The sequence below is a fragment of the Paenibacillus sp. EZ-K15 genome (assembly GCF_002573715.1).
GTDB lineage: Bacteria > Bacillota > Bacilli > Paenibacillales > Paenibacillaceae > Paenibacillus_AQ.
Window position 1 is genome coordinate 357054 of record NZ_PDHM01000017.1, and the last position, 22053, is coordinate 379106.

Consider the following 22053-nt stretch of genomic DNA (forward strand, 5'->3'; position numbering starts at 1 on the left):
ACTTGGAAGTCACCCAATAAGCCATCCGAGTATGACACGGTTTGGTCCTAAATAACAATATCAAAATCAAATTTTTCAATCACCCGGCGGCACGAGCAGCATGGACGATGATGAATTGGTTGATCTTTGTGATGGTCGCGTGAATCCGTTTCTGCCGCCAACAAACAGCCCCCATTTTGCTTAAGCAGAATGAGGGCTGTTTGCCTTGTTTTCTCATCTATTTAATCAAACCAAACTCTTCATATACCTTTCGAGAAACAACACCATTTGGAATAAGGTGATGATCCCTCTGATATTTCTTAAGTGACTCGGTTGTATTGAAGCGGAACTTCCCGTCACATTCCCCATTGTAATATCCTGCACTTTTTAGTCTGGATTGAATAAGCTGCACATCTCCACCAACATCCCCTTCAGCTAAATCCCTCGGATTTTGATTTGTGTCTCCAAGTACATGACCGTATATCGTTACTTTGGTTCCAATCGGAATTAATTCGTACAGCTCAATGACATCCTTATTAAACATCCGGATACAACCATGGCTAAGGTGTTGACCAATTGAATAGGGCTTATTCGTACCGTGAATTCCAAAATTCCCCCACGGTACATTTAATCCTATCCAACGTGGGCCAAATGAGGGGCCCCAATTCGTTCCTTTATATTCAACTCTAAAATCTCCCACTGGAGTCGGAGTTGACGGATTGCCAACTGCTACAGAGTAGGTCTTAATTACTTGCCCATGTTCCCGTACAAGTAATTTGTGACGTTCAGGGTAAATTGCAATCTCAAGATTGCTTTGATCATGTATAATCGGCAAGACAGGAGTATTTAAATGAAATACTCCTAATATTGCCAACATGATTAGATTTAATATTTGATTAGTTGGTATCATGTATTTTTCACCAGGTTAAGTTAATTTCATATTGATCAAACATCTTTAATATTGAATCAATAACGTCATTTTATACAGTTCATTTTTGTTGATTTCCCCTCCTTCCCCTGTTAGCTTAACTTCTTCACCAAGAACTAACCTGCCCTTTTAGCTGTTAATATATCGCTTTAGTTCAAGAGGATCATCAGTTGTACGATTGATTTTAACAATCCCTGCTTTATTAAAGTGATGACAAAACAAAAATATCTAAACAAAAAAAGACTGTGCATAGACAGTCTTTTTTGCTGGTTCAAATCAATTATAAATTGATCCTGAATTTACCGTTGGCATCATAGAGTTATTTTGCATCATCCCTTGAGAGTTCGAGTTTCCGTGACAATTATTGTACATTTGCTCTAAATCGGAATCGCTGAGATTAGGATGCATTTCTTTCATGAATGGAATCATGTCTTTAAAGGTACTTGGAGCCACCTCCGCAGCATAGACCGCAGTTCCGATGCCAAGTGTCAAAACAGCAGCACCTACTATCGCGATGAACTTGGAGTTCATGATGTTCACCTCCTTTCCAGACCCTCATGCATAGTAAGATTCAATCTTGCTTAGGATGATGAATAAAATAACCTTCATAGCTGGCATGTTCCTACTGATATTCGGGTCAGTAATGACTCTTCCTTTATCATACATATTAATTGTGTTGAAGCTGTGAAGATATCGTAAACGTCACTTTCTTCCCTTTCCAAATTATGGTATAGAACACTCTCCCTTATGATTTCTTCACAAGCCACCTGCTCCAGGAATTGGTCAGGAACATCTGAGAGCGTTTCTGGTTCAGGCCTATAAGGGGGAGCCTTACATTGTTTTGGGCTCAATGGATAGACCACGCTTCGATATTGGATAAGAAAAAAGCCACCTAATTGGCGGCTTAAGCATTACATATGTGTTTATTTTTGATCATGATTCGTACTGGTTTGGGAATATTCTCAGTTACTTGTTTACGTACATGCTAACTGCTGTTCACATTCTTCTCCAGCGCATTATAATGTCATGGCGTGTCCATACTTCGCGAGGAACGCTTCCTTCGCTTTGTAATCCTTCATCATGCTGCCAACGAGTCGCCAGAAGGAGCGATCATGATTCATGTGAATGAGATGACAGAGCTCATGAATGACCACATAGTCAATGACCTCGAGAGGCGCCATCGCGAGACGATAATTGAAGGTGAGATGCTTAGTCGAGCTGCAGCTGCCCCACTTCGTTCGCGATTCCTCAATGGTGAAGGATTTAGGCGTGACTTTCAGCTGCTTCTGATAGATCTTTATCCGTTCCCCGATCACCTTCTTACAGCTGGCGAAGTAAAACTTCTTCAGTTCATGCTGGAGCGCTTCTTCCGTAAGCCCATGCGTTTCGATTAACTCATCAAGCGAATAATATTTGCCAAGATGAAGGAATTTGCCACTCTCTTCGTATGCTCTGACCTTCGGAGCAGTTCGAGCTGCCTCAATCGCTTGCAGTTGTTTCAAAATTTTATCCCCAAACTGCCTCACAGCGTTCAGCACCACATCATCACCTGTATGATTCGGTGCCTTCACCGTAACAAGCCCTGAGGGATCAATTTGGATTGAGACCTTTTTGCGTGGGCCATATTCTACATGACATTCTATTTGTTGTTGTCCTAGTTCAATTTTCATATTCAACTTCGTTTCTAAAAGATTTTATCTTCATTGTAACAGAATGGAACCGAATCCTCCTCTATTTGTGGTAAGATTCAACCTGTTGCGTGTTTTATAGGCTCGAATAAAGCACACTCAAAAATGCAGCTATATTTTGATATGGGATAATATTGCTGATGGTTTCCGGCCTGTGATCAGCTGTTGCCCATCCGTATAGCCCTCCTCACGACCATCAAGCTCCTGTATGAGAACAGAGCGCCAATATCGGATACGTTCTTGGCGTTCTTCATCCGCAATTGCATTATGCAGTTCTTGCGGGTCATCAATCAGGTCAAAGAATTGCTCCTCACCCGTTTGGGAGAACCAGATGTACTTCTCCTTCCCATCAGTCACCCAGTGATTCGACTGCTTTCCTTGTGCGTGCTCGCCATGCAGATGGTGGCGCCAAGACCGAACGCTTTGTCCTTCTTTCTCTTCTGCTGAGACAAGTCTCCAGATGCTTTCTCCTTCGACTGTATCCGGTATAGGCACGCCAGCCGCTTCCAGCAGCGAAGGCATGATATCCCGCATCTCCACCACTTGATCCGACACCATGCCGCGCTTCAAGCCTAATCGGTTGCCCGGATCATTGACGATAAACGGTACATGGGTGCTTCCTTCATACGGAAGAGACTTCCGGAATAAGTGATGGTCTCCAAGCAGTTCGCCGTGGTCCGATGTAAACAGGATGACCGTGTTCTGCAGCTCGCCATATTCATTCAACGATTGCAAGAAGCGGCCAATTTGGTGATCAATATGCGTGATCAGGGCGTAATAGGCAGCCATCGCTTTACGCAAGCGGCGTTTCGGTACCAGTCCCCTCCCTGTGGTAGGAGAGTACCCAGCCAGATCGGGGTCTTCCGTCTGCGCCCAGTCACCCACCGGCGGCTCCGGAATATCGGCATCCTCATACAGATCCAGATACGCCTGCGGAGGGTCGAACGGCGGATGGGGCCTGACGAAAGACATCCACAGGAAGAATGGCTTCCTGGGATCTCGGCGACGTAGAAAATCAATAGACTGCGTGACCACCCAATTCGTCGGATGCAGCATTTCTGCCAAATGCCAAGGACGGGCGACGGTCGATGCGTTGCAATCCAGACCCAGATCGATCATATCCGCGCCGGGCACCCTCTCACGGAGCCATTGCAAGTAATCGTCGACTTGATCGTAATGCTCCTGCATCGGAATACTGTGGTAATTGCGGTTGTGATGCAGGTAACCGTCGTGAAGCATGACGTTGTGGAACCCCATCAGATTCCGTGCCGGATAGACGTGCATTTTGCCGATACACTGTGTATGATAACCGGCACCGGCCAATTCCCCAGGCAGCGTTCTCTTATAATCCCATGGCACGCAGTCTTGATAGCCGACACGGCCATGAGCCCGCTGTGATTGGCCGGTGAATATGGCTGCCCTTGCAGGTACGCAAGTCGGTGTGGCAGAATAGGCACGGCTAAACCGTACACCAGTCCTCGCAAGCTCGTCCAGATTGGGCGTCTCAATGACAGGATGACCCGCTATGCTGAGACAATCAAAACGCATCTGATCGACTGTAATGAGTAAAACATTCGGCCTTCCTTGGTTTTGACTCGAATTCATCACGTTCCCCCCTCCCAACTACACCTCGCGGATTCTTTAAAATTTGGTCAACTCCACTTTTATCGGGACGGCACCCACTGACTAATAAGTCATTGCAGTTTCCCAAAAACGAGATGTTCTATTGAAAGTATTCGTCCGAAATCATTAATATCCTTTTGTTGAAGTCCTAACGTCCCTGTTGAAGAAACCGTTGATGAGATCACCTGAAAAAAAGTAGAAAGGAGCCGCAAAAGTACGACTCCTATCATTTCGTTGCTAGCAAACGGCTCCTTGATCCATTGAAGCTATCGCATCCTATTGATTCAACACATGCCGATATGCAATAAGTGAAATCCATAGCACAGCCGCTATCCATATTATAATAATCATACTACCTGCAAACCAATTTTTCGGTTTACCGCGCTTCATCCGTTCCTCGGCTTGTAGTTCATGCTCTTGGACCACGGCTTTCGGTATCATCTTCAATGTGATCGCAATTCCAAGAGGGACTAATATCACATCATCCAGATAGCCTAGTACAGGGATAAAATCTGGAATCAAATCAATTGGACTAAAGGCATACGCGACAACACATATGGCGAATATTTTGGCGTACCAGGGAGTCCGACTATCTTTATAAGCAAAATAAAGTAAAAAGACCTTACTTTTTAGCAACCTAGCCCATTTCTTTATCCGATCCATCATATCCGTTCTCCTACGTTGCATTTTACTTCATATTACCATGCAATCCGATCCAGCAGCTAACTGATTTCTACTGGTTAGTTAGGCGGCTATCGTTACAAACTCCCAGCCTTTTTGTATATAAAAAAAGCCGCCAATATGACGACTTCGTAAGAGACTTTGCTTATTTAAGCGACTACCTCGGCAATATCCAGAGCACCGCCATCTTTTTATGGATCAGCATGCACCGAGTGGCAGGCTTTCGATCAAATGCATGGCATGCGGACACTATTCTTCAACCAGTTACTCTCGGCTTTGTCGGATCGCAGTTCGGGTTCTGTACTTCACCCAAAGCAGCCAACTTGGACAAATAGTAGCACTCTTCACGATACATATGATCCGGCATCAGCGGATTAATCCGGTCTAGCACCTCTCCGCGCAGTTCAAATTCTTCGAGTTCCGCCAGAAAGTGCATGAACACCCTCATTTCCATATCTACATCAGCATGGAATTTGCGCAGGGCAGGGAAATCTTTTATATGCGTCCTTAAATAACCCGTCATTTCTACTGCCTTTAGATAAAAGCCTTCAAAATCTTTCTGAAACGCCATGCTTTTTGCAATTAACGGCTTTTCAGCAAAATCCAGATCGGCCGCTAGGCTTGCTGCATGACCATATGCATCCTGCAGCCACACCATATCATAATGCAAAGGATGGAACAGAGGTACGCCCTTACCTTCTTGTAACGCCTGTAGTATCCGAAGGTATTCCTCCAATTCATTGACCATATGGTTGACAAAGGAAGGTGTCAGGAGAAAATCAATTTTGCCTGCAAGCTGTCGTTCCAGCAAATTCAGCTTGAACTCGCGCAGTTCATAAGAGGCTTTATAGGCATCCTTCGTCAGTTTCTCGATGAATGTAGAGGCATCGGGTCGCCGCGCCTCCCCAAGCAGCATATCAAATTTAGCCATTAAGGACTCGGCTGTGGCGATATCCCCTTTTTCCTTGGGTGAAAGCGCAGTAAAAATAAAACGACAGTGGTCGCCAAGAATCTGTAACCAAAACCGGTGTTCATACAAGGGATCACTCATTGATCTTGACCCTCCCAATAGCGTTATTCTCAGAAAATATATGCTGCTGACAGCGGAGTAGAACGCGGAAGGGGATAATCGGACAATATTCGCGACTCTTGAGCATCATCCATAACATAACACACGACAAGAAAAAATCTGCTGTTTGCCTAAAGCCGGCTCACGACTGCATCTCGTTTTCGATCCGTTTCATAAAGTCTTCTGCCGCGCTGTATCCGAGTTGTTTAAGATACCAATTGTTGGCCGCCGCCTCGATCAGACTGGCGACGTCGCGTCCCGGCTGAAGCTGAACCTCGATATGCGGAATTTGAATGCCTAAATACTCTGTAAACTGAGGTACCGCCTCGAGCTCGTTGTTTAGGGAATTTTCCCGCCAAGGCGACAGCTCAATATCGAGCACAATTCGCGTCTCGTCCTGAAACGCCGTGCGTCCGTATTGACGAACGACATTAATTAAGCCGATGCTGCGCAGCGCCAGAAACTCGCGTGTTGTCTCATTATGCGTGCCAAGAAGAGTCGAAGGGCCCAGCTTTTTAAGCACCACAATATCGTCTGCCACAAACCGGTGACCACGTCTGATCAAGGTGTGGGCTGTCTCACTTTTGCCAATCCCGGATTTACCCCGAAGCAGGATTCCTATGCCCGATACATTCACACATACCGCATGGATCGACATCTCCGGTGCCAGTGTCTTCACCAAATAGCTGTCTAACTTAGCGATAAATTCCGTTGTTGTCTCTGTCGTCCGCAATAATGGTATGCCCTCCTGATTACAGAATAGCGTCAGATAAGGAATCTCCTGCTGTCCTGACGTGACAATAAAGCACGGCGGATGATATTTGACGATATTCCCGATATGTAACTTGCGTTCTTCTATGCTAAGCGTCAATAAATAGTTGATTTCTTTGCGGCCAAGCACCTGTACTCGCTCCATAGGAAAAAAATCGAAATACCCGACAAACTCCAGCCCAGGCCTATGCGTCTGTGGACGGGTAATCATACGATCCATGCGATTGGCTCCTGCAAGTACTTCCAAATGAAAAATTTCCGTAAGACTTTGAACGGTGATCGACTTCATGTTGTTCTCCTCCTGCGGTTGCAGTATGTATTCGGATATATTCAACGAACAACAGGTATTTTCCTGCCTCTTTGTCTCCATTTATGAGACACCCGCCCCTTCCCGCTAATTAGATCCAGGACGACCCTGACTGCCTCCAAATATGAGTTTACATCAAAAAAGTCGCCTATTTGGCGACTCTTGTGAGTATATAATGTGATCATTATCGTAGGCTTGCATGGCATCCATCTACAACAACTCAAAAGTAAGGTCCGGTGTGCTCTCTACCTTCACAGGCTCCATGGATTGTTCATGATATCCCATTTCCAGCACGGCAACAATCCGTTCGTCATCATGAACACCAAAACGACGGGTGCAAGCTCTATCATAAATCCAGTCATTCATCGTCATTCGCACATGGAGCATGCTTTCCTGAGCGAGCAGACGGAAATTCTGCATCAGGCAGCTTGCAGCTCCGTAATCTTCTTCTATTTTATGGGGATCATGATCTTCCTTAATAACCAATATCAGATAGGCCGAAGCCTGGTCCTGCAATTCAGATAGCATGTCTGTATTGCCGGAGCCGATAAATATAAACCGCCAAGGTTCCCGCATTCCGTCATTAGGAGCCCATACAGCAACATTTAATAATTCCAGTATATGATTTTCGGAAACGGGTCTAGCGCTATAGCACATCAAATGACCCCTCCTCCACTTGATAAAATCGTCCATTTCTTTTCTGCCTGTGTTCGTGCTCTGGCTCTTGGAGCCTTGTCGAAGTATCCGAGATGAAAAATACCGACCAGCCTCTCATTAGGCTGCAGCTTCAACAGCTCGAATAATTCTTTGCTCTGCATCATCGGTTCAGTATCCCACAGCGTACCTAGACGACGTTGCCAGGCAAGAAGCTGAAAATTTTGCATGATCCCGCAGACCGCCGCATAATTCATATCACTTTTCCTTCTGTCCGCATCCGTAGAGGCAATGATGATGAGATGGCCAGGTATATCGGTGACCCTCTTCCGAACGAAATCCCGAACCTTTTCCGGCAGCCATTTGACCAGTCTGTTCTTCACCAGCGGTTCCAGCATACTGACAGCCAAACGTTCCTTCGAATCCGCCGTCCCCGCATACACGCTTCGGAAGGCCACTTCCTCTCTGGACGCATAAAGCTGCTGCGCAGCGCAGAGTAATTCGATCACCAGCTCCTGGTTCACGGGAATGGAGTTAAACTTGCGGATGCTTCTTCGTTCTCTGATCGTCTTCACGAAACTCATGTATTCAACCCCCAGCCATTGCTCGCTTGAACAACCCTTCAAGATCTTCAAGTATCGCATCGGCGAACATATTCTTAATGATAAAAGTCAACCAAATCTCCAAATAATCGCTTCATAAGGTCAAGCTCGGATTCGCTATATCTATCCAAAAAATCGTTCATCCTCTGCTGCTCCTTGATATGGAGCTCATCATGAATAGCAAAAAGCTTTTTCCCGGCCGCTGTTAGCCGGAAGTACACTTCCTTTTTGTTATCATTGAGCTGGGCCCTGCGAACCCAACCCGCCTTCAATAATTTATTGGTTATCTTGGAGGTGTTCCCTTTGCTCAGGTTCATCGTTTCGGCAATGGAAGTAACATTAATCGGTTCTTGCTCGCCAATACACGCGATGGTATGTAGTTCCGTTATGTTTAGTGTGGATTCTATCTCTATTATTTTCCGGAGCTCTTCGATAAAAGCGCTGCTTAACCGGTTCTCATATTGTTCTTTTTGCTGCAGAAATTGAATGAAATTTTCATGGATAGCGTTTTTTATTTTGCTCGTACTCATGATTATGCAAGCTCCTCGACTCATTGTTTTTTTTCATTATAACCAAAATTAGTTTCGCAAGAAACAATATGAGCATACCAGAGAAGTTACACCCCGGAAAATTATGCTGATTTCAGTTGTGCAGCCCATATCACGCCCCTTCTAATCAGAATATTGTTTCTATTGAATAAATAATTAATCAGTAAAACAGGAAAAAATTAAATATAACACAAAATATTTATTCACATGAAACAATTTTATTTTAAGGTTATTTCGATCCGATGTCAATTCCGTATATCAGCCTTTAACGCAGCAGTATCTTCTCCTACAGAACGCGTTTATACCTTATGCTTCTAGCGGTGCTTCTAGCGGAGAAAAAAGACAGCTGCGTGATCGCAGCTGTCTTTTGATAATGAGCCATAATGGACTATTTGCTTGTCTTCAATGCAAGCGCAGGTCTCGTTAAGGAATAAACGGCACAGATTAGCGATACCATGACAATTCCTCCGCCTACCCAAGACGTACTGGATACGGTACCTCCCTGCTCTAACACGAGGCCGCCGATAGCGGATCCCAGTGCAATTCCGATTTGCAGCGAGGAATTGTTGAAACTCTGCTGGATATCGGACGAGCCCGGATCCACTTGAATCAAGTAATTCTGCAGCGGAGGGGCCAGACTCCAGCTTAATGCACCCCATATCATCATCACGACCAAAAATACGCCGATCGAGAATGTGGAGAACGGCAATAGGAACAGCACCAACATGAATGACGTAATGATGATTACAATGCTCTTATGCGACCCCAGCCGGTCGGCGAGTGCGCCTCCAAAGGCCCCACCGCCGACTGCGGATAGTCCGAACAGGAAATAACAGATGCTGATCCAGTATGGACTCAGCCCAAGCTCGGATTCAAGAAACGGCGTGAAGTATGCATAAATCGTGTAGTGCCCTGCAAGCATGAATAAGGTAGCGAGATGCGCTCCGGCGATTTTCGATTTGCCAAGCGCCTTGATCTGAACGGATAACGGCGTGACATTTTCAGGCTGGATCCGATCCAGGAACATATAAATCAAGATCATGGAGCCAATCGACAGAATGCCGATACCGAGAAACAGTACCCTCCATCCAAAAGCTTCACTAAGCAAAATACCGAGCGGCACGCCAAGCACCAATGACGAGCTGATTCCCATATAAATAACGCCTAATGCTTTCGCCCGATGTTCAGGTTCAACCACCTTGGCGGTAATGGTCAACGATAACACGATAATCAGCGCTGTGCTCATGGCAGTTAATATTCTAGCAGCCAACAGCATCGTAAAATTCGGGCTTACATAAGCCAGCAAGTTACCAATAAAAAAAACAAATAAGGAAATCATATAAAGCCGTTTCCGCTCCACTCTTGCCGTAAGCGCAAGGAGAACCGGTCCTGCTACCGCATAAACTAGGGCGAACACGGTAATCAGCTGCCCAGCCGTGCCGAGTGAAATATGCAAGTCGTCGGCGATGAGCGGCAGTATTCCGCCAACAATAAGTTCAACCAGCCCGACGGATATCGTCGAAATCGCTAGAATTAATACTTTCAGATTCATCTGGAATGGAATCCCCTTTCTTCGAGGTCATATTTGCCTAAAATCAACAAAAAAAATCCTGATTACAAAAAATGAGAAACATTTTCTGTAATCAGGATTTTACGGTTCCTGGTAGAGACCCTCAGACCATATTAATGAGGTTATACATTCAAATATTTTATTCAGTTTCAAAACAATCGTTGTTTAATTTATCACATCCGTTACGAAATATCAAGCTCCCAAGCAGGATTCCAGCAAATCTCCCACAAATGTCCGTCCGGATCGAGAAAATGGCCGGAGTAGCCCCCCCAGAATGTGTCTTGTGCTGGCACGGTTACTGTTGCACCCGCGCTTCTGGCTTGCTCCATCACCTCATCCACTTCTTCCTTACTGCCGACATTGTGACCGATGGTAAACTCTGAGGAACTCGGAGGGGACAGAGGAACATTCGCCTCAACTGACAGATCTTTGCGATTCCATATCGCCAGCTTCACGCCCGCTTGCAATTCAAAGAATGCTACAGCCCCATGCTCAAATTCCGTCCCAATGATCCCTTCGGTCGGGAGTCCGAGTCCATCGCGGTAAAACTTCAATGACCGCTCCAGGTCATCGACGCCGATTGTAAGTACGGATATACGTGCTTTCATTATGGCATTACCTCCTATGCATCATCGTTACCTCATACTTATTTTCGTCGATGACTCTATTGAATGATTGTAAAAAACGGACAACGTGCTTCTACACATCAACAATTCCATCATTGATCACTTCAAAGCCTGTACGGGTGACATGCCATATAAACGCCTGAAGTTGTTAATAAAATGAGGCTGATCATAGTAGCCGTATTGGGCAGCAATATCAGGAAATCGGATCGGCTTGGCCTGATGCAACTCCTGCAGCAAATTTTGAAAACGAATGATCTCCGACATTTCCTTCGGACTGACGCCGAGTTCCTTCTGAAATGTTCTTCTTATGGTTCTCTCGCTATAATTAAGTTTTTCGGCCAAGGCACGAACCGTTGTTCTTCCTTTAGCAGCGTACAAAAACTGCATGCCATGCTCCAGCAGCGGCTCGGAACGGACGTTATTCTGTCCTAAGATGCCCATTAAAAACCTTTCAACCAAATCCATTCGGTGGGCAGAATCCAGTGCTGTGACCATTTCCTCGTTCAGCTGATTCACATCCAGCCCCCATGCTTCCTCTAAGAACACAGGACCCTCCCGGAAATCGGAAGCTGGATAACGTATGAATGGGCGGACGGACTCCGCAAAAAAGCGGACACCGAACAATGACTGATCCTGCGTCAATCTCATGGCTTCATAAGATGACATCAGTCCGGTAATAAAGCCGGAGGTTGAAGCATCCCGTACCTTCAGATTAAATATAATATCGACGCAACCGTCAGGAAGAATGCGATGAAGCGGCTGCTGAAGTGACGAAACTGTATAATCCAAGGTCCAATAACAAGCCACATAAGGACTTAATGCCGGGCTTGGCAGATATTCGTGATAGGTGTAAGAAGAGTCCGTAGACGGATTCTCTATCGTTGGAGCTTGTATAGGGACATAGTTCCGCAATGTGCTCACCCTCTATTAACGTTGGATAGCGAATGACTCAAATAACTAACAATTGAATTACAGCATTGATTAATGCTGCCCTGCTTGAACCTGGAGGTTCATCACATGACCGTCACGTGTCGTAATGTAAACCTTCCAATCTCCCGTTACTCCGCTCCCATCATTCATGACAAATGTTCGGATGCCCTCCCTGCCGGCTTTGACATCCATATACCCGAATTCCTCCGTTCCTCGGTAGACATTCAGAATCACTTTGCCCGAGCTGTTCATATTACGAACCTTAACGGTTAATTCATTTCCATTATCCGGTACGGTGGTAAACGTATTCTCGTATGCACCGATACTTTGGAACTTATCTAAGTCTATGAATTGTACCTTATAGGGAGTATGGCTTGTATCGCCCTCAACTTCCTCAATGTACGATACAGGATGTTGAATGTGTTCGCCCGCACTCTGTGGGAACAGCGCCAGCCCCAGGAACATGACAAAGGAAACTCCCAGCCATTTCATTACGACTTAAGCCCCCGAATAAACTTCCCTATACGATGTGCCGCTTCGTGCAAAGCTGGCTCCTCCTGGACCAACGCGATTCGCACATAGCCCTCTCCTTCGGAACCGAAAGCATCTCCAGGAATAACCGCTACGCCGGTTTCAAGCAGTAATTCGCGGGCGAAGCGGCGCGAGCTCCATTGAACATCACGGAAAGCTTCAGGGAGCCGGGCCCATAGGAACATCGTGGCCTGCGGCTTAGGTACAACCCATCCTGCTTCGGCAAGTGATGCCACGAGGACATCACGCCGGTGTTCATATAGTGAAGCGACACCCTGTTCCTCATTACCTGATGCCATGACTTGACGCAATGCATGGACAGCCGCAATCTGAACGGGCTTGAACACGCCGAAATCGATGTTGCTTTTGTACTCCCGCAGCGCGCCCACTGCTTCCTCATGGCCGGCAAGAAAGCCGATGCGACAGCCTGCCATGTTAAAGCTCTTCGAGAAGGAGTGAAATTCTACCGCGATGTCGATAGCGCCGGGAACCTGCAGAATACTCATGGGGCGATAGCCGTCAAAACCCATTTCGGAATATGCAAGATCATGAACGATAAGTACGTCCCATTGTTTTGCCAACCCGACCAATTTTTCGAAAAAAGCATAATCAGCCCGGACCGCAATCGGATTCCCCGGAAAATTCAGCAGAATGAATGTCGCTTTCGCCCAAATCTCCTCCGGAATGCTGTCCAGATCCGGCACAAATCCAAACTCTTCCCTCAGCGGAAGATACCAAGGCCTAACGCCTGCAATCGCAAGCGCTCCGGCATAGATCGGGTAACCCGGATTCGGTACAATGGCCACATCTCCCGGATTACATATGGCCTGAGCCAGATGCGATAATCCATCCTGGGATCCCATCAATGCCAGTATTTCGGTATCGGGATTGACATTTACACCAAAGCGGTACTCCATCCAAGCCGCTGACTGCTCTCGAAACTCCGCGATTCCTCTAGTGCCTGGATATGTATAGTTATCTTCTTTCAGTGCTTCTTGGCTAAGGACCTCACGGATATCCGCAGAAGGACCACGGTCAGGGCTGCCGATGCTCAAGTCGATAATATCTCTTCCCGCTTGAAGAGCCTCTTGTTTCCACTCGCTGACCTCGGCGAATATGGAAGAACCAATCTGCGATAGTTTGTCTGCACGCCATCTGCGTTTTGAAGTTTGATTCGGCAAGATATCCACCCACTCCACTTTTTTCCCTACATTATAGCATGAAGCTGGAGGTGCATCGCTTTAAAATCCTCATCTCAGGCTTGACTTGAAAAGCCTTTCATAACGTAAGATCGAAGCATACAAAAAGAGAATTCAGGAGAAGAGACAACCATGACCAGAACACGAGAAACCATCTTTATTATCGCCTTTACTTTTGCCGCCTTTGTACTAGGTACTACCGAATACGTCATTGTTGGATTATTAAAAGACATCAGCGTAAGTCTCAGCATTTCGCTTGCTGCAGCCGGTGTCCTCGTATCCAGCTTCGCCATTGCTTACGCCATCGGAACGCCGTTTGCGGTCACGCTGCTCGGACGTATTCCTCGGCATGTTATCATTCTGACAGCGTATATTGCGGTGTTAGTGTTTAATTATTTGACCATCTTTGCCACCACGTACCCCGTCATGTTATTCATTCGCATCATCACCGCGATTTTGTGCGGATTAACTTTATCGCTGGCCATTGCCGCAACAAGCGAGCATATGAGCGCTTCCCGCAGGGCTGGTGCGGTTGCCTGGATCATCGGAGGTTTCTCGATTGCCAATGTCCTTGGCGTTCCTGTCGGAACGCAAATCGGCCAGATGGCAGGATGGCAAACGGCTTTCATTGTCACATCATTGGTCGGGATCATCCCGCTAGCTTTGATGATGGTTGTCATGCCCAAGAGCAATACCATTAGCGTAAGCTCCATGAAACAGCAATTTGCCTTGTTCAAGAACAAGCGGATACGACTTGCCTTCTTCATTCCGGTCCTTGGAGTAGGCTCTGTATTTATCGTATACACGTACATAACGCCGCTTTTAGAGAATGTAATGGGAATTCCGCAGCAATGGATCAGTACCGTTCTGCTGGCCTATGGCGCCTTCACCATTCTTAGTAATTGGCTCGGAGCCAAGGTAGCGCAAGGCAATTCAAGGGTAAAATTAAAAGTGATTTTCATCATCCAAGCGATGATTATGATGGCGCTTGCTCTTGCCCTATCACTCCCGTGGATGGCCTTAGTGTCGTTAATGCTGGTCGCCTGCTTCTCCTTTGCGCTCAGTACCGCCGTTCAATTATACCTGATTGACCTAGCGGATGAATCTTCAGCCGGCTCCAAGGACTTCGCTTCTACACTTATGCCGGTCGCATCCAATCTGGGTATCGCCGTTGGTTCTCTACTGGGCAGCCTTGTCGTGGATAACGTTGGTCTCGAATACCTGCCTTGGGCTGCCGTTGTGTTCGCTATCGGAGCATTTACCGTTACCTCCCGCTGCCATCAGCTGGATCAAGAGCATATGGGTTTAACGCCTCTGGCATCGGCAAAGGCTTCGTAGAAAGCCCCTATTCAATCCTTCTCATTTTTCTCTTCTGATCGACAACCAGACCATCGTATCGGGATGGGAAACATTCCAGATCAGCGTTCATTAATCGTTAAATTCAAAAAGCTTACCCGTTATGTAACGGCGTAAGCTTTTTGTTTTACTGTTATTCAGTTTATCAGGCATGCTTGAATGACAGTCGACCATATGCCTGTTAGCCGTGTACAGATTTCCTTATTATGATACGGCCATCCAGCATTGTTAAAGTCCATGGATTTGCGATATTTGAGGACACTGGTTCCGCTATTTCTTTGTTTTTACGCTTTTCGTAGCAATATGCGGACAAGAGATCCGTTATTGCGGGATAATTGGGGGATTAACCCGTTATTATGGTGCAATAACGGATCCTGTGTCCGCGTGAACTCCATAATGGGCTGATTTCGGCAGAATAACGAATCCTCTGTCCTCATGTTCTCCTAACTCCTAATGGGCGAATTCCAGTATATAGCGGAGACTACTCTGTCTGCATGTGCCCCAAAGTAAGCCGATTTCCGCAATATAACAGATCCTCTGTCTTCATCATCTCTTATTGGGCGAATTTGAGCATATGACGGGACTCTTCTTTCTGCATGTGCCCAAAAATAGGCTGATTTCGACGAAATAGCGGATGCTCTGTCTGCATCTGCCCAATTTGTCCGATTTCTGCGTATAATTGTTATTCAGTTCAGCAGCGATAGCCGTGTACCGAATCCCTCATTATGATCCGCCACCCGGCATCGTTAATGTCCATCGAGTTTCGATATTTGAGGACACTGGTTCCGCTATTTCTTTGTTTTTACGCTTTCCGTAGCAATATGCGGACAAGAGATCCGCTATTGCGAGATAATTGGGGGATTAACCCGTGATTATGGTGCAATAGCGGATCCTGTGTCCGCGTGAACTCCATAATGGACCGATTTCGGCGAAATAGCGGATCCTCTGTCCCCATGATCTCCATAACGGGCGATTTTCAGCTTATAGCGGAGATTACTCTGTCTACATGTGCCCCAAAATAGGCCGATTCCCGCAAATAGCGGTTCTTCCCGCATCGTCCTCCTGTTCGATGGATGCCTTAATTAAGCAACCATCTCCCGGCATGTTTCGCACATCGGAAGCATGCTTCAGCACATTCCTGGCAGTGCTTCATATCATGCTTCTTACACTCGTTGCCGCATGCTTCACAGACATCGGCGCAGATCCTGCATATTTCTGTGGCATACATACTGTTCGTGGACATCGCTTGAGCCGCAAATCCGCAAATATCCGCACACTGCCGGTCCAAGCGAATGCATTCTTTCATCATCGCCACATCATGTTCATCCAAACATGCGGTGTAACAATGGTTACAGGCTACCATACAGCGCAAGCATTCCTCGATACATTGTTGAACTTGTTCATGTGACATCATCCATTCTCCTTTCGGTCTTAGCGTTCATAGGATTACCTTTTTTCAAGGTTGTATGTAATTAACCAAAACTTGTGAAGATAATATGAGGATATTTTATAGAGTCGAGATCATTGGTGTGAATAGAAAAGACGACTGCGCAGCAGTCGTCTCTCATTTTTCATGATTGCCGTGAATGAACAATTACCCGTTAATATACGGTCGAGTTGAACATTCATAGGGCTTGAATTATGTTAACCAACCTTCACATGAATCCGCCAAACTCTGCAAATCTTGAAAGAACATACTGGCATGGTAACCATCACACACAGCATGGTGCACCTGCAATGAGACTGGGAGCAGAATACGGCCACCCTGCTCGATATATTTTCCTCCGGTTATGATAGGAAGAAGATAGTCTGCTTCATTGACAATGTTTAGATTAAATCCGCTAAAGCTTGCCCAGGGTATCATGGATATGGGAAACGTGTTCAGCGGTGGATTCTCTTTAACGAAAATCCCTTTTGCATCCCGATATAGCTCCATGTCCTGCTCGTAATGATCGTGAAATCGATAGAAATCATTCGAACATGCTGTCCATAAACAGGAGAAGGTATGGTCATCGTTATGGAAAAAAGTATAGCTTGGCGTCATCCGATCCCAGTAACCCAATTCCCCTTCGGGACTATAGGACGTTTTAAATTCGACCCGGTTATTGACAACTCTGGTAACCATATAAATAAAAGCAGGATAAAGCTTGAATCCATTAGCTTTTAACGAATACAGCAAGCGAGTAATGTCGATATCCACGGTAATGCTGAAGGTACATTTATTCGATCGATAATGTTCGTAATAAGGCTTTCTCGTCCACTGTTCAACATCTATAATATGAAATTTCATCGTTTATGCCCTCCTAAAATAAAATCGTTCTATTTCAGGAGGGAAGATCCACTGATCTAATCACACGCCATCACTCCAAAGTTTCCGTATTAGCAGAATGCTGTTACATCTTCGAATGGATCTGATTCTGCCGAAGCATCACTATTATAAATGATACGGCAAGAGGCTTCACTCCTCAAGCAGCTGCTTAAGTCGTAAAGCCTCTATGCCATCAAATCTTTATGAAGAACTTAAGGCATTTGGGTAAACAGCAGGTTTACTGGCAAATTGCTTCCCGGCGCAGCTGTCAGCATGATTTCAACCTTTTGTTCATAATCACCTGTACGGTAGAGAACCGCTTGCTCGCCAGGAGCTACCTGTCCAAGGGAATAGATCGGTACAATCGTTCCATTAATCATGGCATATCCCGAGTACTTACCGCCCCGTGGGTTAAACGAGATCAGGGTATCCGGCGCTACGCGATCCAAAGTAATTTTATATAAGACACCAAAGTTACCCGTGTTGTGCGTAATGTCTCCAACCATAGGGTCCATCCCTTCCAGGTTAGGGTCATCCTGATTGTCTCCAAGTACCAGACGTTCGGAATCTGCACCTACCAGTTCGGAATAACGGATGACCCGCGTCGAATCCGGATAGGTTCCGCGGTTGTGAACACCATCGCGATTCAGGATCGGCAGCGTGCTCAGAACCTTCAATGGATCGGATTTCTCATCAATCATCACGACATCGAACTGAATCGGCAGGTCGCTGTACATATCCGAGTATAGGGAGATGACATGTCCTTGCTTCATTCTAACGTCGCTCAGTTCCGTCATGACCAGCTTCTGTTCACCTGGTGCAAGCGTTACTGAAGTTCGCTTCGAATCGTCCTGCATGGATTCGAAGTAATTCAGCACAGACTTCTTGCCTGCTGCCGTTGCGATCGGCGACGGGCCTGCAAATCCCAAGTAATCTTGTCTGAGCGTTACCGGAGTGCTGTTCTTGTTTGTTGCAATAACGTACATTTTCACATTTTTATTCAAATTGTTCACATGGTGAATCATAAAGCGCATATCGCCAACCGCCGTCTCTTGGTACACAATGCCTTCGGTGTTGACGGTTTCGGGACTGTTACTACGAATCAAGGTACTTGGCTCGTCGTAAAAATCATAATTGATCTTTGGACGCGAAGTCACATTACCGAGGAACGTGAATTTCTCTCCTTCCGGGATAAAGAGCATATTGAAATCCTCTTCTTTATATAACGTCTCGTTCGTCACGTTAATTGTCGCCTCGTAGGTGGAGCTAAGTCCCTTCTTATCGGTGGCCGTTAACTTGATCGTATAAACGCCCGGTGTGAAGAAAGCATACTGTTTATTCTCCCACTTGTACGTCAGATCCTCAGGCTTGTCCTGGTCATCAGTACTTAGGTTCGTATAGGTGATCAACTCACCCATTTTATACTCGGACTTATCGGTCTCGAACATGGCAACGGGAGGTAGATTCGGCTGAATGACCGTAATCTTTTGGCTATAAGGCTCGCTCCACGCTCCTGTAGAATCCTGAACCGAGTAAGTGACTATGTATTCGCCTGGTGCATCGAAAATATCCTGTTTGCCTTCCCAGCGTTCGTCGATGATCTCACCTTGTACATTCTCCAGCTGCGGTGTATAAGTCACTGTTGTTTCTCCTGCAAAAATCTCTTTAGGTCCCACCGTAAACTTGGCTACGGGCTTGGTTTCCAGATTCATGATGACACGTTTGCCTACATTATCCGCTTTATATTTAATATCCAGTGCTTGGGTTATAGCTGTCAGCGGAACCATGAAGGTGCTATTCGTCTGGTAGGAGGTTCCCTTCATTTCTTTCGTTACGCCATTTACGGTATACTTGCTGCTGTCTGTTTTGAAGCGAAGCTCAGTGGTTCCTTTGGTAATGACGGTTTCTTTGGTCTTCTTATCGTAAGTGACCTTGAAGCCTACACGGTCCACAAGGGCACGAATGGGAACATAGGATACTCCCTTTTTGACTTGCATCGGCTGCGGTGCATTGTAGGTAACGCCGTCTTGTACCATTTTTGTACTATTAAAATATAGAATAAGTTCTTTACCTGTTACAGTTTGTTGGTTATTCTGGTTGCTCGGCTCTTCCGTAGTTGTTGCCGGATCTTTCACTTCGCCAGTTTCCTCAACCGGCACTTCGGTTGTTTCTTCTTCATTCGGCACTTGAGACCCTTCAGTCACTGTCTCTGTCTGAGTGGTTGTCTCTGTAGTATCGGTTGTTTCTTGAGCAGCGTCTGTACCCCCGGATTTTAATGCTTTGGTTGCCGCAGCGTTTTGCTCGTATACTTCTTGGGTGACTGACTGTTGTGGTTTGTCTGCGGTATTTGCATCCGCGCTCGCCGGATAAGCTGCAGCTAATTGGGCAACAGCCAATACGGTTAGCAATGATCGTTTCTTCAGTTTCATTCCATAACTCCTTCTAATCCTTTTTTGATATTTATTGAGGTCATACTATTAGACGCAAATTTTGGTAAAAAAGTTTCTCTGATCTGTTAATAATATTTACGATTGTATAGATCATTGTTAAACCTATGAAAAATCCCGCACCAGCACGATGGCCATAGCGGGATTTAAATATATATTTCACGATAGATGCTCCTGCAAATTCGTAGCCGCAATCATCTTTTTCCCGCTCCGATCATATCTCCATAGATGAACGCCTGTGTCGCCAGTCGGGATATGAATGTCCGTATGATAAGGAAGATTTAAGAAGCTTCGGAATAACATCGAGATCATCCCGCCATGGGAGACAATGCATACTCTTTTCAAGTCAGGCTCGCTATGGATGGTAGTAAACAGCTTGGATATGAATTGTTCGGCTCTTGCTCTGAACTGTACTTCAGATTCTCCACCTTCAATCGCATCATGCCGCTTTCTCCCTCCAACAGGCAAAGGATATTTAAGTAAAGCCTCTTCTCTCAACATACCGGCTATGACCCCATTGTTTTGCTCCATTAAATCATCGTCATAGTACGGGGACCTTTGTCGTTTCAGCTATGGCTGCCGCGGTCTGCCTGGCCCGGTTTAACGTGCTGGAGAAAATGGCATCCACCGTATGTTCACGATGAATCCACTCCGCTAGAAGCCGCGCCTGCTGCTGGCCAAGATCAGTTAGCGCATAGTCAGCCCGTCCTTCACACCGATTCAAAATATCCGCTTCCGATTGTCCATGTCTGACGACCAGAATCTCAACCATGTCTTGTCCCCCCTTTTTTCACGCTTACGGCGCTATAGCTTATTACCAACCGCGATCCAGCGCCCGTCCACATCCTCAAACACAAACTCGTGATTGTTATAATCCGTCGTCGATAAGGCTCTGACAATCTTCACGTCCAAATCGATAAGCTTTTGCTGGATTTCCCGTTGTCCATAAGTAATAAAATAAGCATCATACCCATATCCGTAACGGATTCGATTCGGAACAACCTCCATCTCCGTCTTTGTTAATACAATCTCAACAGAGTCCTTGTAGAGGCACACATGCGGCTCTGCTGCATCAAAATAGTTCACAGCACGGAATCCGATTCGCTCATAAAACTCGCTGGTTTTCTCGAAGTTAGACGTCGGGAAAATTTGCAAGCAATGGGAAAACCCTTTATTCATCGTTCGATCTCCTGTTCAAGCTTATTTATGATCCTTCTCATTACCACGCTTAAAATTCCCGGTCACTTTAACCATAATTAGTTGGGCTCAGTCGGATTGCGTTTATCCACATTGCCCATCTTTTCATACTCCTCTAGATCGTAACTCTATTGTTTATTCTTTAATTCACGTATATCTTTGATCATAAGATCGAGTCTCTCAATGATTCTCTCGTCATTATCCAACTTCTTTTTGAGTCTGACCTCAATCACAATGAGTTCAATAATAAGCACCACGATAAGTACGCCGATGATCATAGCCCGCTCCTTTCTGAACCTGATACACCAGTTCCAAACAGATGAACGATCGCCAGGTAGAATGGGTACAACGCCAAAACTGCAATGGCAATGAGTCCTGTTACTGGATTCGGTTTGTCTGCCGGATTCATAATCGGAAACCATGCATACAAAAAACTCGATATATTTAATCGCATGAAGAAGCTCATGTTCACTCTCCTGAAACTTATATAACTGAAGCCAATCGTTGGCATGGTAAATAAATGTTTTATTTAACGAGCTCTTTAATCAGATACAGATTCAAATCGTCATCCGCACATACCATGTCACCGGGCACCACAGGTTCATTGCTGTACATAATCCCGTTGCCATCAGGAATATAATCGCGACGGACATAGATTCTTTGTGCCGCACCATAGTCTCTGTACAATCCCACACCGATACCGATACGCGGCATTTTTTGACGGACGATGTTCTCGAATTCTTCTAGGATGCTGTTAGCTATGCCGTTTCTCTGGTACGCTGGGAACACATTCAGATCATTAATTTCCGGAATATTCTGATCTCGAAAATATGGATAACTCGATTCGTATTTCAAGTGGGAAACACCAGCCAGCTCCTCATCAACAAAAGCCAACAAGGTGACACGCTTGCCGATTTGGTTCTCATATTCGCAATAATCATAATACTCATCCGGGCGCTTTATATTTTGCTGTTGAAACGCTTCTTTCCAGATGCTTTTCAGCTCCGTGTTATCTAACACCTTTAATGTAACGTTCATT

The 22053-nt window shown here is 45.7% G+C and carries 20 protein-coding genes, 2 pseudogenes and 1 riboswitch; of the genes and pseudogenes, 1 reads left to right on the top strand and 21 read right to left on the bottom strand.

From position 1 onward, the window contains the following. Window positions 1-217: 217 nt before the first annotated feature. The 15 genes from CRG97_RS18180 to CRG97_RS18250 all read right to left on the bottom strand — a co-directional run bounded on the left by CRG97_RS18180 (window position 218) and on the right by CRG97_RS18250 (window position 13706). Window positions 218-856 (bottom strand): L,D-transpeptidase family protein, encoded by a 639-nt coding sequence (locus CRG97_RS18180; protein WP_237566512.1) that lies wholly within the window; start codon window positions 854-856, stop codon window positions 218-220. 327 nt (window positions 857-1183) lie between these two features. Continuing rightward, window positions 1184-1438, bottom strand: a complete 255-nt coding sequence (locus CRG97_RS18185) for a CUE domain-containing protein (protein WP_098745969.1) — start codon at window positions 1436-1438, stop codon at window positions 1184-1186. 485 nt (window positions 1439-1923) lie between these two features. Beyond that, window positions 1924-2577, bottom strand: coding sequence for a M48 family metallopeptidase (locus CRG97_RS18190; protein ID WP_098745971.1), 654 nt, complete (start codon window positions 2575-2577; stop codon window positions 1924-1926). A 129-nt stretch (window positions 2578-2706) separates the two neighbouring features. After that, complete coding sequence (locus tag CRG97_RS18195) at window positions 2707-4200, bottom strand: arylsulfatase (RefSeq protein ID WP_098745973.1); 1494 nt, start codon at window positions 4198-4200, stop codon at window positions 2707-2709. 294 nt (window positions 4201-4494) lie between these two features. Further along, complete coding sequence (locus CRG97_RS18200; protein WP_098745975.1) at window positions 4495-4884, bottom strand: YkvA family protein; 390 nt, start codon at window positions 4882-4884, stop codon at window positions 4495-4497. A gap of 271 nt (window positions 4885-5155) precedes the next feature. After that, a complete protein-coding gene (locus CRG97_RS18205) occupies window positions 5156-5950 on the bottom strand; it encodes a DUF2935 domain-containing protein (RefSeq protein ID WP_098745977.1) in 795 nt (264 codons plus the stop codon). Window positions 5951-6110: 160 nt separating this feature from the next. Beyond that, entirely contained in the window at window positions 6111-7028 is a 918-nt protein-coding gene (hprK, locus tag CRG97_RS18210) for an HPr(Ser) kinase/phosphatase (RefSeq protein ID WP_076321691.1), read from the bottom strand. A gap of 228 nt (window positions 7029-7256) precedes the next feature. Continuing rightward, window positions 7257-7703: a nitroreductase family protein gene (locus CRG97_RS18215; RefSeq protein ID WP_237566479.1), complete on the bottom strand. Its 447-nt coding sequence runs from the start codon at window positions 7701-7703 to the stop codon at window positions 7257-7259. Then, window positions 7703-8284 (bottom strand): nitroreductase family protein, encoded by a 582-nt coding sequence (locus tag CRG97_RS18220; protein WP_098745981.1) that lies wholly within the window; start codon window positions 8282-8284, stop codon window positions 7703-7705. The genes CRG97_RS18215 and CRG97_RS18220 overlap by 1 nt, the downstream gene beginning before the upstream one ends. A 74-nt stretch (window positions 8285-8358) precedes the next feature. Continuing rightward, complete coding sequence (locus CRG97_RS18225; protein WP_098745982.1) at window positions 8359-8832, bottom strand: MarR family transcriptional regulator; 474 nt, start codon at window positions 8830-8832, stop codon at window positions 8359-8361. A gap of 406 nt (window positions 8833-9238) precedes the next feature. Beyond that, the gene (locus CRG97_RS18230; RefSeq protein ID WP_098745984.1) at window positions 9239-10402 is read right to left on the bottom strand and encodes an MFS transporter; all 1164 of its coding nucleotides are present in this window, start codon (window positions 10400-10402) and stop codon (window positions 9239-9241) included. Between the two features lie 68 nt (window positions 10403-10470). Then, a riboswitch (purine riboswitch) is annotated at window positions 10471-10570 on the bottom strand. A 32-nt stretch (window positions 10571-10602) separates the two neighbouring features. Further along, entirely contained in the window at window positions 10603-11028 is a 426-nt protein-coding gene (locus CRG97_RS18235; protein ID WP_098745986.1) for a VOC family protein, read from the bottom strand. A 117-nt stretch (window positions 11029-11145) separates the two neighbouring features. Next, entirely contained in the window at window positions 11146-11967 is an 822-nt protein-coding gene (locus tag CRG97_RS18240; RefSeq protein ID WP_098745988.1) for a helix-turn-helix transcriptional regulator, read from the bottom strand. 60 nt (window positions 11968-12027) lie between these two features. Continuing rightward, window positions 12028-12468 (bottom strand): hypothetical protein, encoded by a 441-nt coding sequence (locus tag CRG97_RS18245; RefSeq protein WP_098745990.1) that lies wholly within the window; start codon window positions 12466-12468, stop codon window positions 12028-12030. Further along, window positions 12468-13706 carry an aminotransferase class I/II-fold pyridoxal phosphate-dependent enzyme gene (locus CRG97_RS18250; protein ID WP_098745992.1) on the bottom strand — a complete coding sequence of 413 codons (1239 nt, stop codon included), beginning with the start codon at window positions 13704-13706 and terminating at the stop codon, window positions 12468-12470. Before CRG97_RS18250 ends, CRG97_RS18245 begins: the two co-directional genes overlap by 1 nt. Before the next feature lie 132 nt (window positions 13707-13838). On the opposite strand from CRG97_RS18250, the gene CRG97_RS18255 reads away from it, so the two are divergent. After that, window positions 13839-15044, top strand: coding sequence for an MFS transporter (locus CRG97_RS18255; protein ID WP_098745994.1), 1206 nt, complete (start codon window positions 13839-13841; stop codon window positions 15042-15044). Window positions 15045-16144: 1100 nt separating this feature from the next. On the opposite strand, the pseudogene CRG97_RS34265 reads toward CRG97_RS18255, so the two are convergent. From CRG97_RS34265 to CRG97_RS18290, 6 genes and pseudogenes are all read right to left on the bottom strand, one after another. Then, a pseudogene (locus tag CRG97_RS34265) lies at window positions 16145-16473 on the bottom strand (four-helix bundle copper-binding protein). Window positions 16474-16701: 228 nt separating this feature from the next. After that, complete coding sequence (catA, locus tag CRG97_RS18265; RefSeq protein ID WP_098745998.1) at window positions 16702-17352, bottom strand: type A chloramphenicol O-acetyltransferase; 651 nt, start codon at window positions 17350-17352, stop codon at window positions 16702-16704. Between the two features lie 230 nt (window positions 17353-17582). Continuing rightward, window positions 17583-19799 carry a stalk domain-containing protein gene (locus CRG97_RS18270; protein WP_098745999.1) on the bottom strand — a complete coding sequence of 739 codons (2217 nt, stop codon included), beginning with the start codon at window positions 19797-19799 and terminating at the stop codon, window positions 17583-17585. Between the two features lie 177 nt (window positions 19800-19976). Then, window positions 19977-20589 (bottom strand): annotated as a pseudogene (locus CRG97_RS34270) (histidine phosphatase family protein). Between the two features lie 32 nt (window positions 20590-20621). After that, window positions 20622-20996 carry a VOC family protein gene (locus CRG97_RS18280; RefSeq protein ID WP_098746001.1) on the bottom strand — a complete coding sequence of 125 codons (375 nt, stop codon included), beginning with the start codon at window positions 20994-20996 and terminating at the stop codon, window positions 20622-20624. A 543-nt stretch (window positions 20997-21539) separates the two neighbouring features. Beyond that, window positions 21540-22052 (bottom strand): GNAT family N-acetyltransferase, encoded by a 513-nt coding sequence (locus tag CRG97_RS18290; RefSeq protein WP_098746005.1) that lies wholly within the window; start codon window positions 22050-22052, stop codon window positions 21540-21542. Window position 22053: the final 1 nt, after the last annotated feature.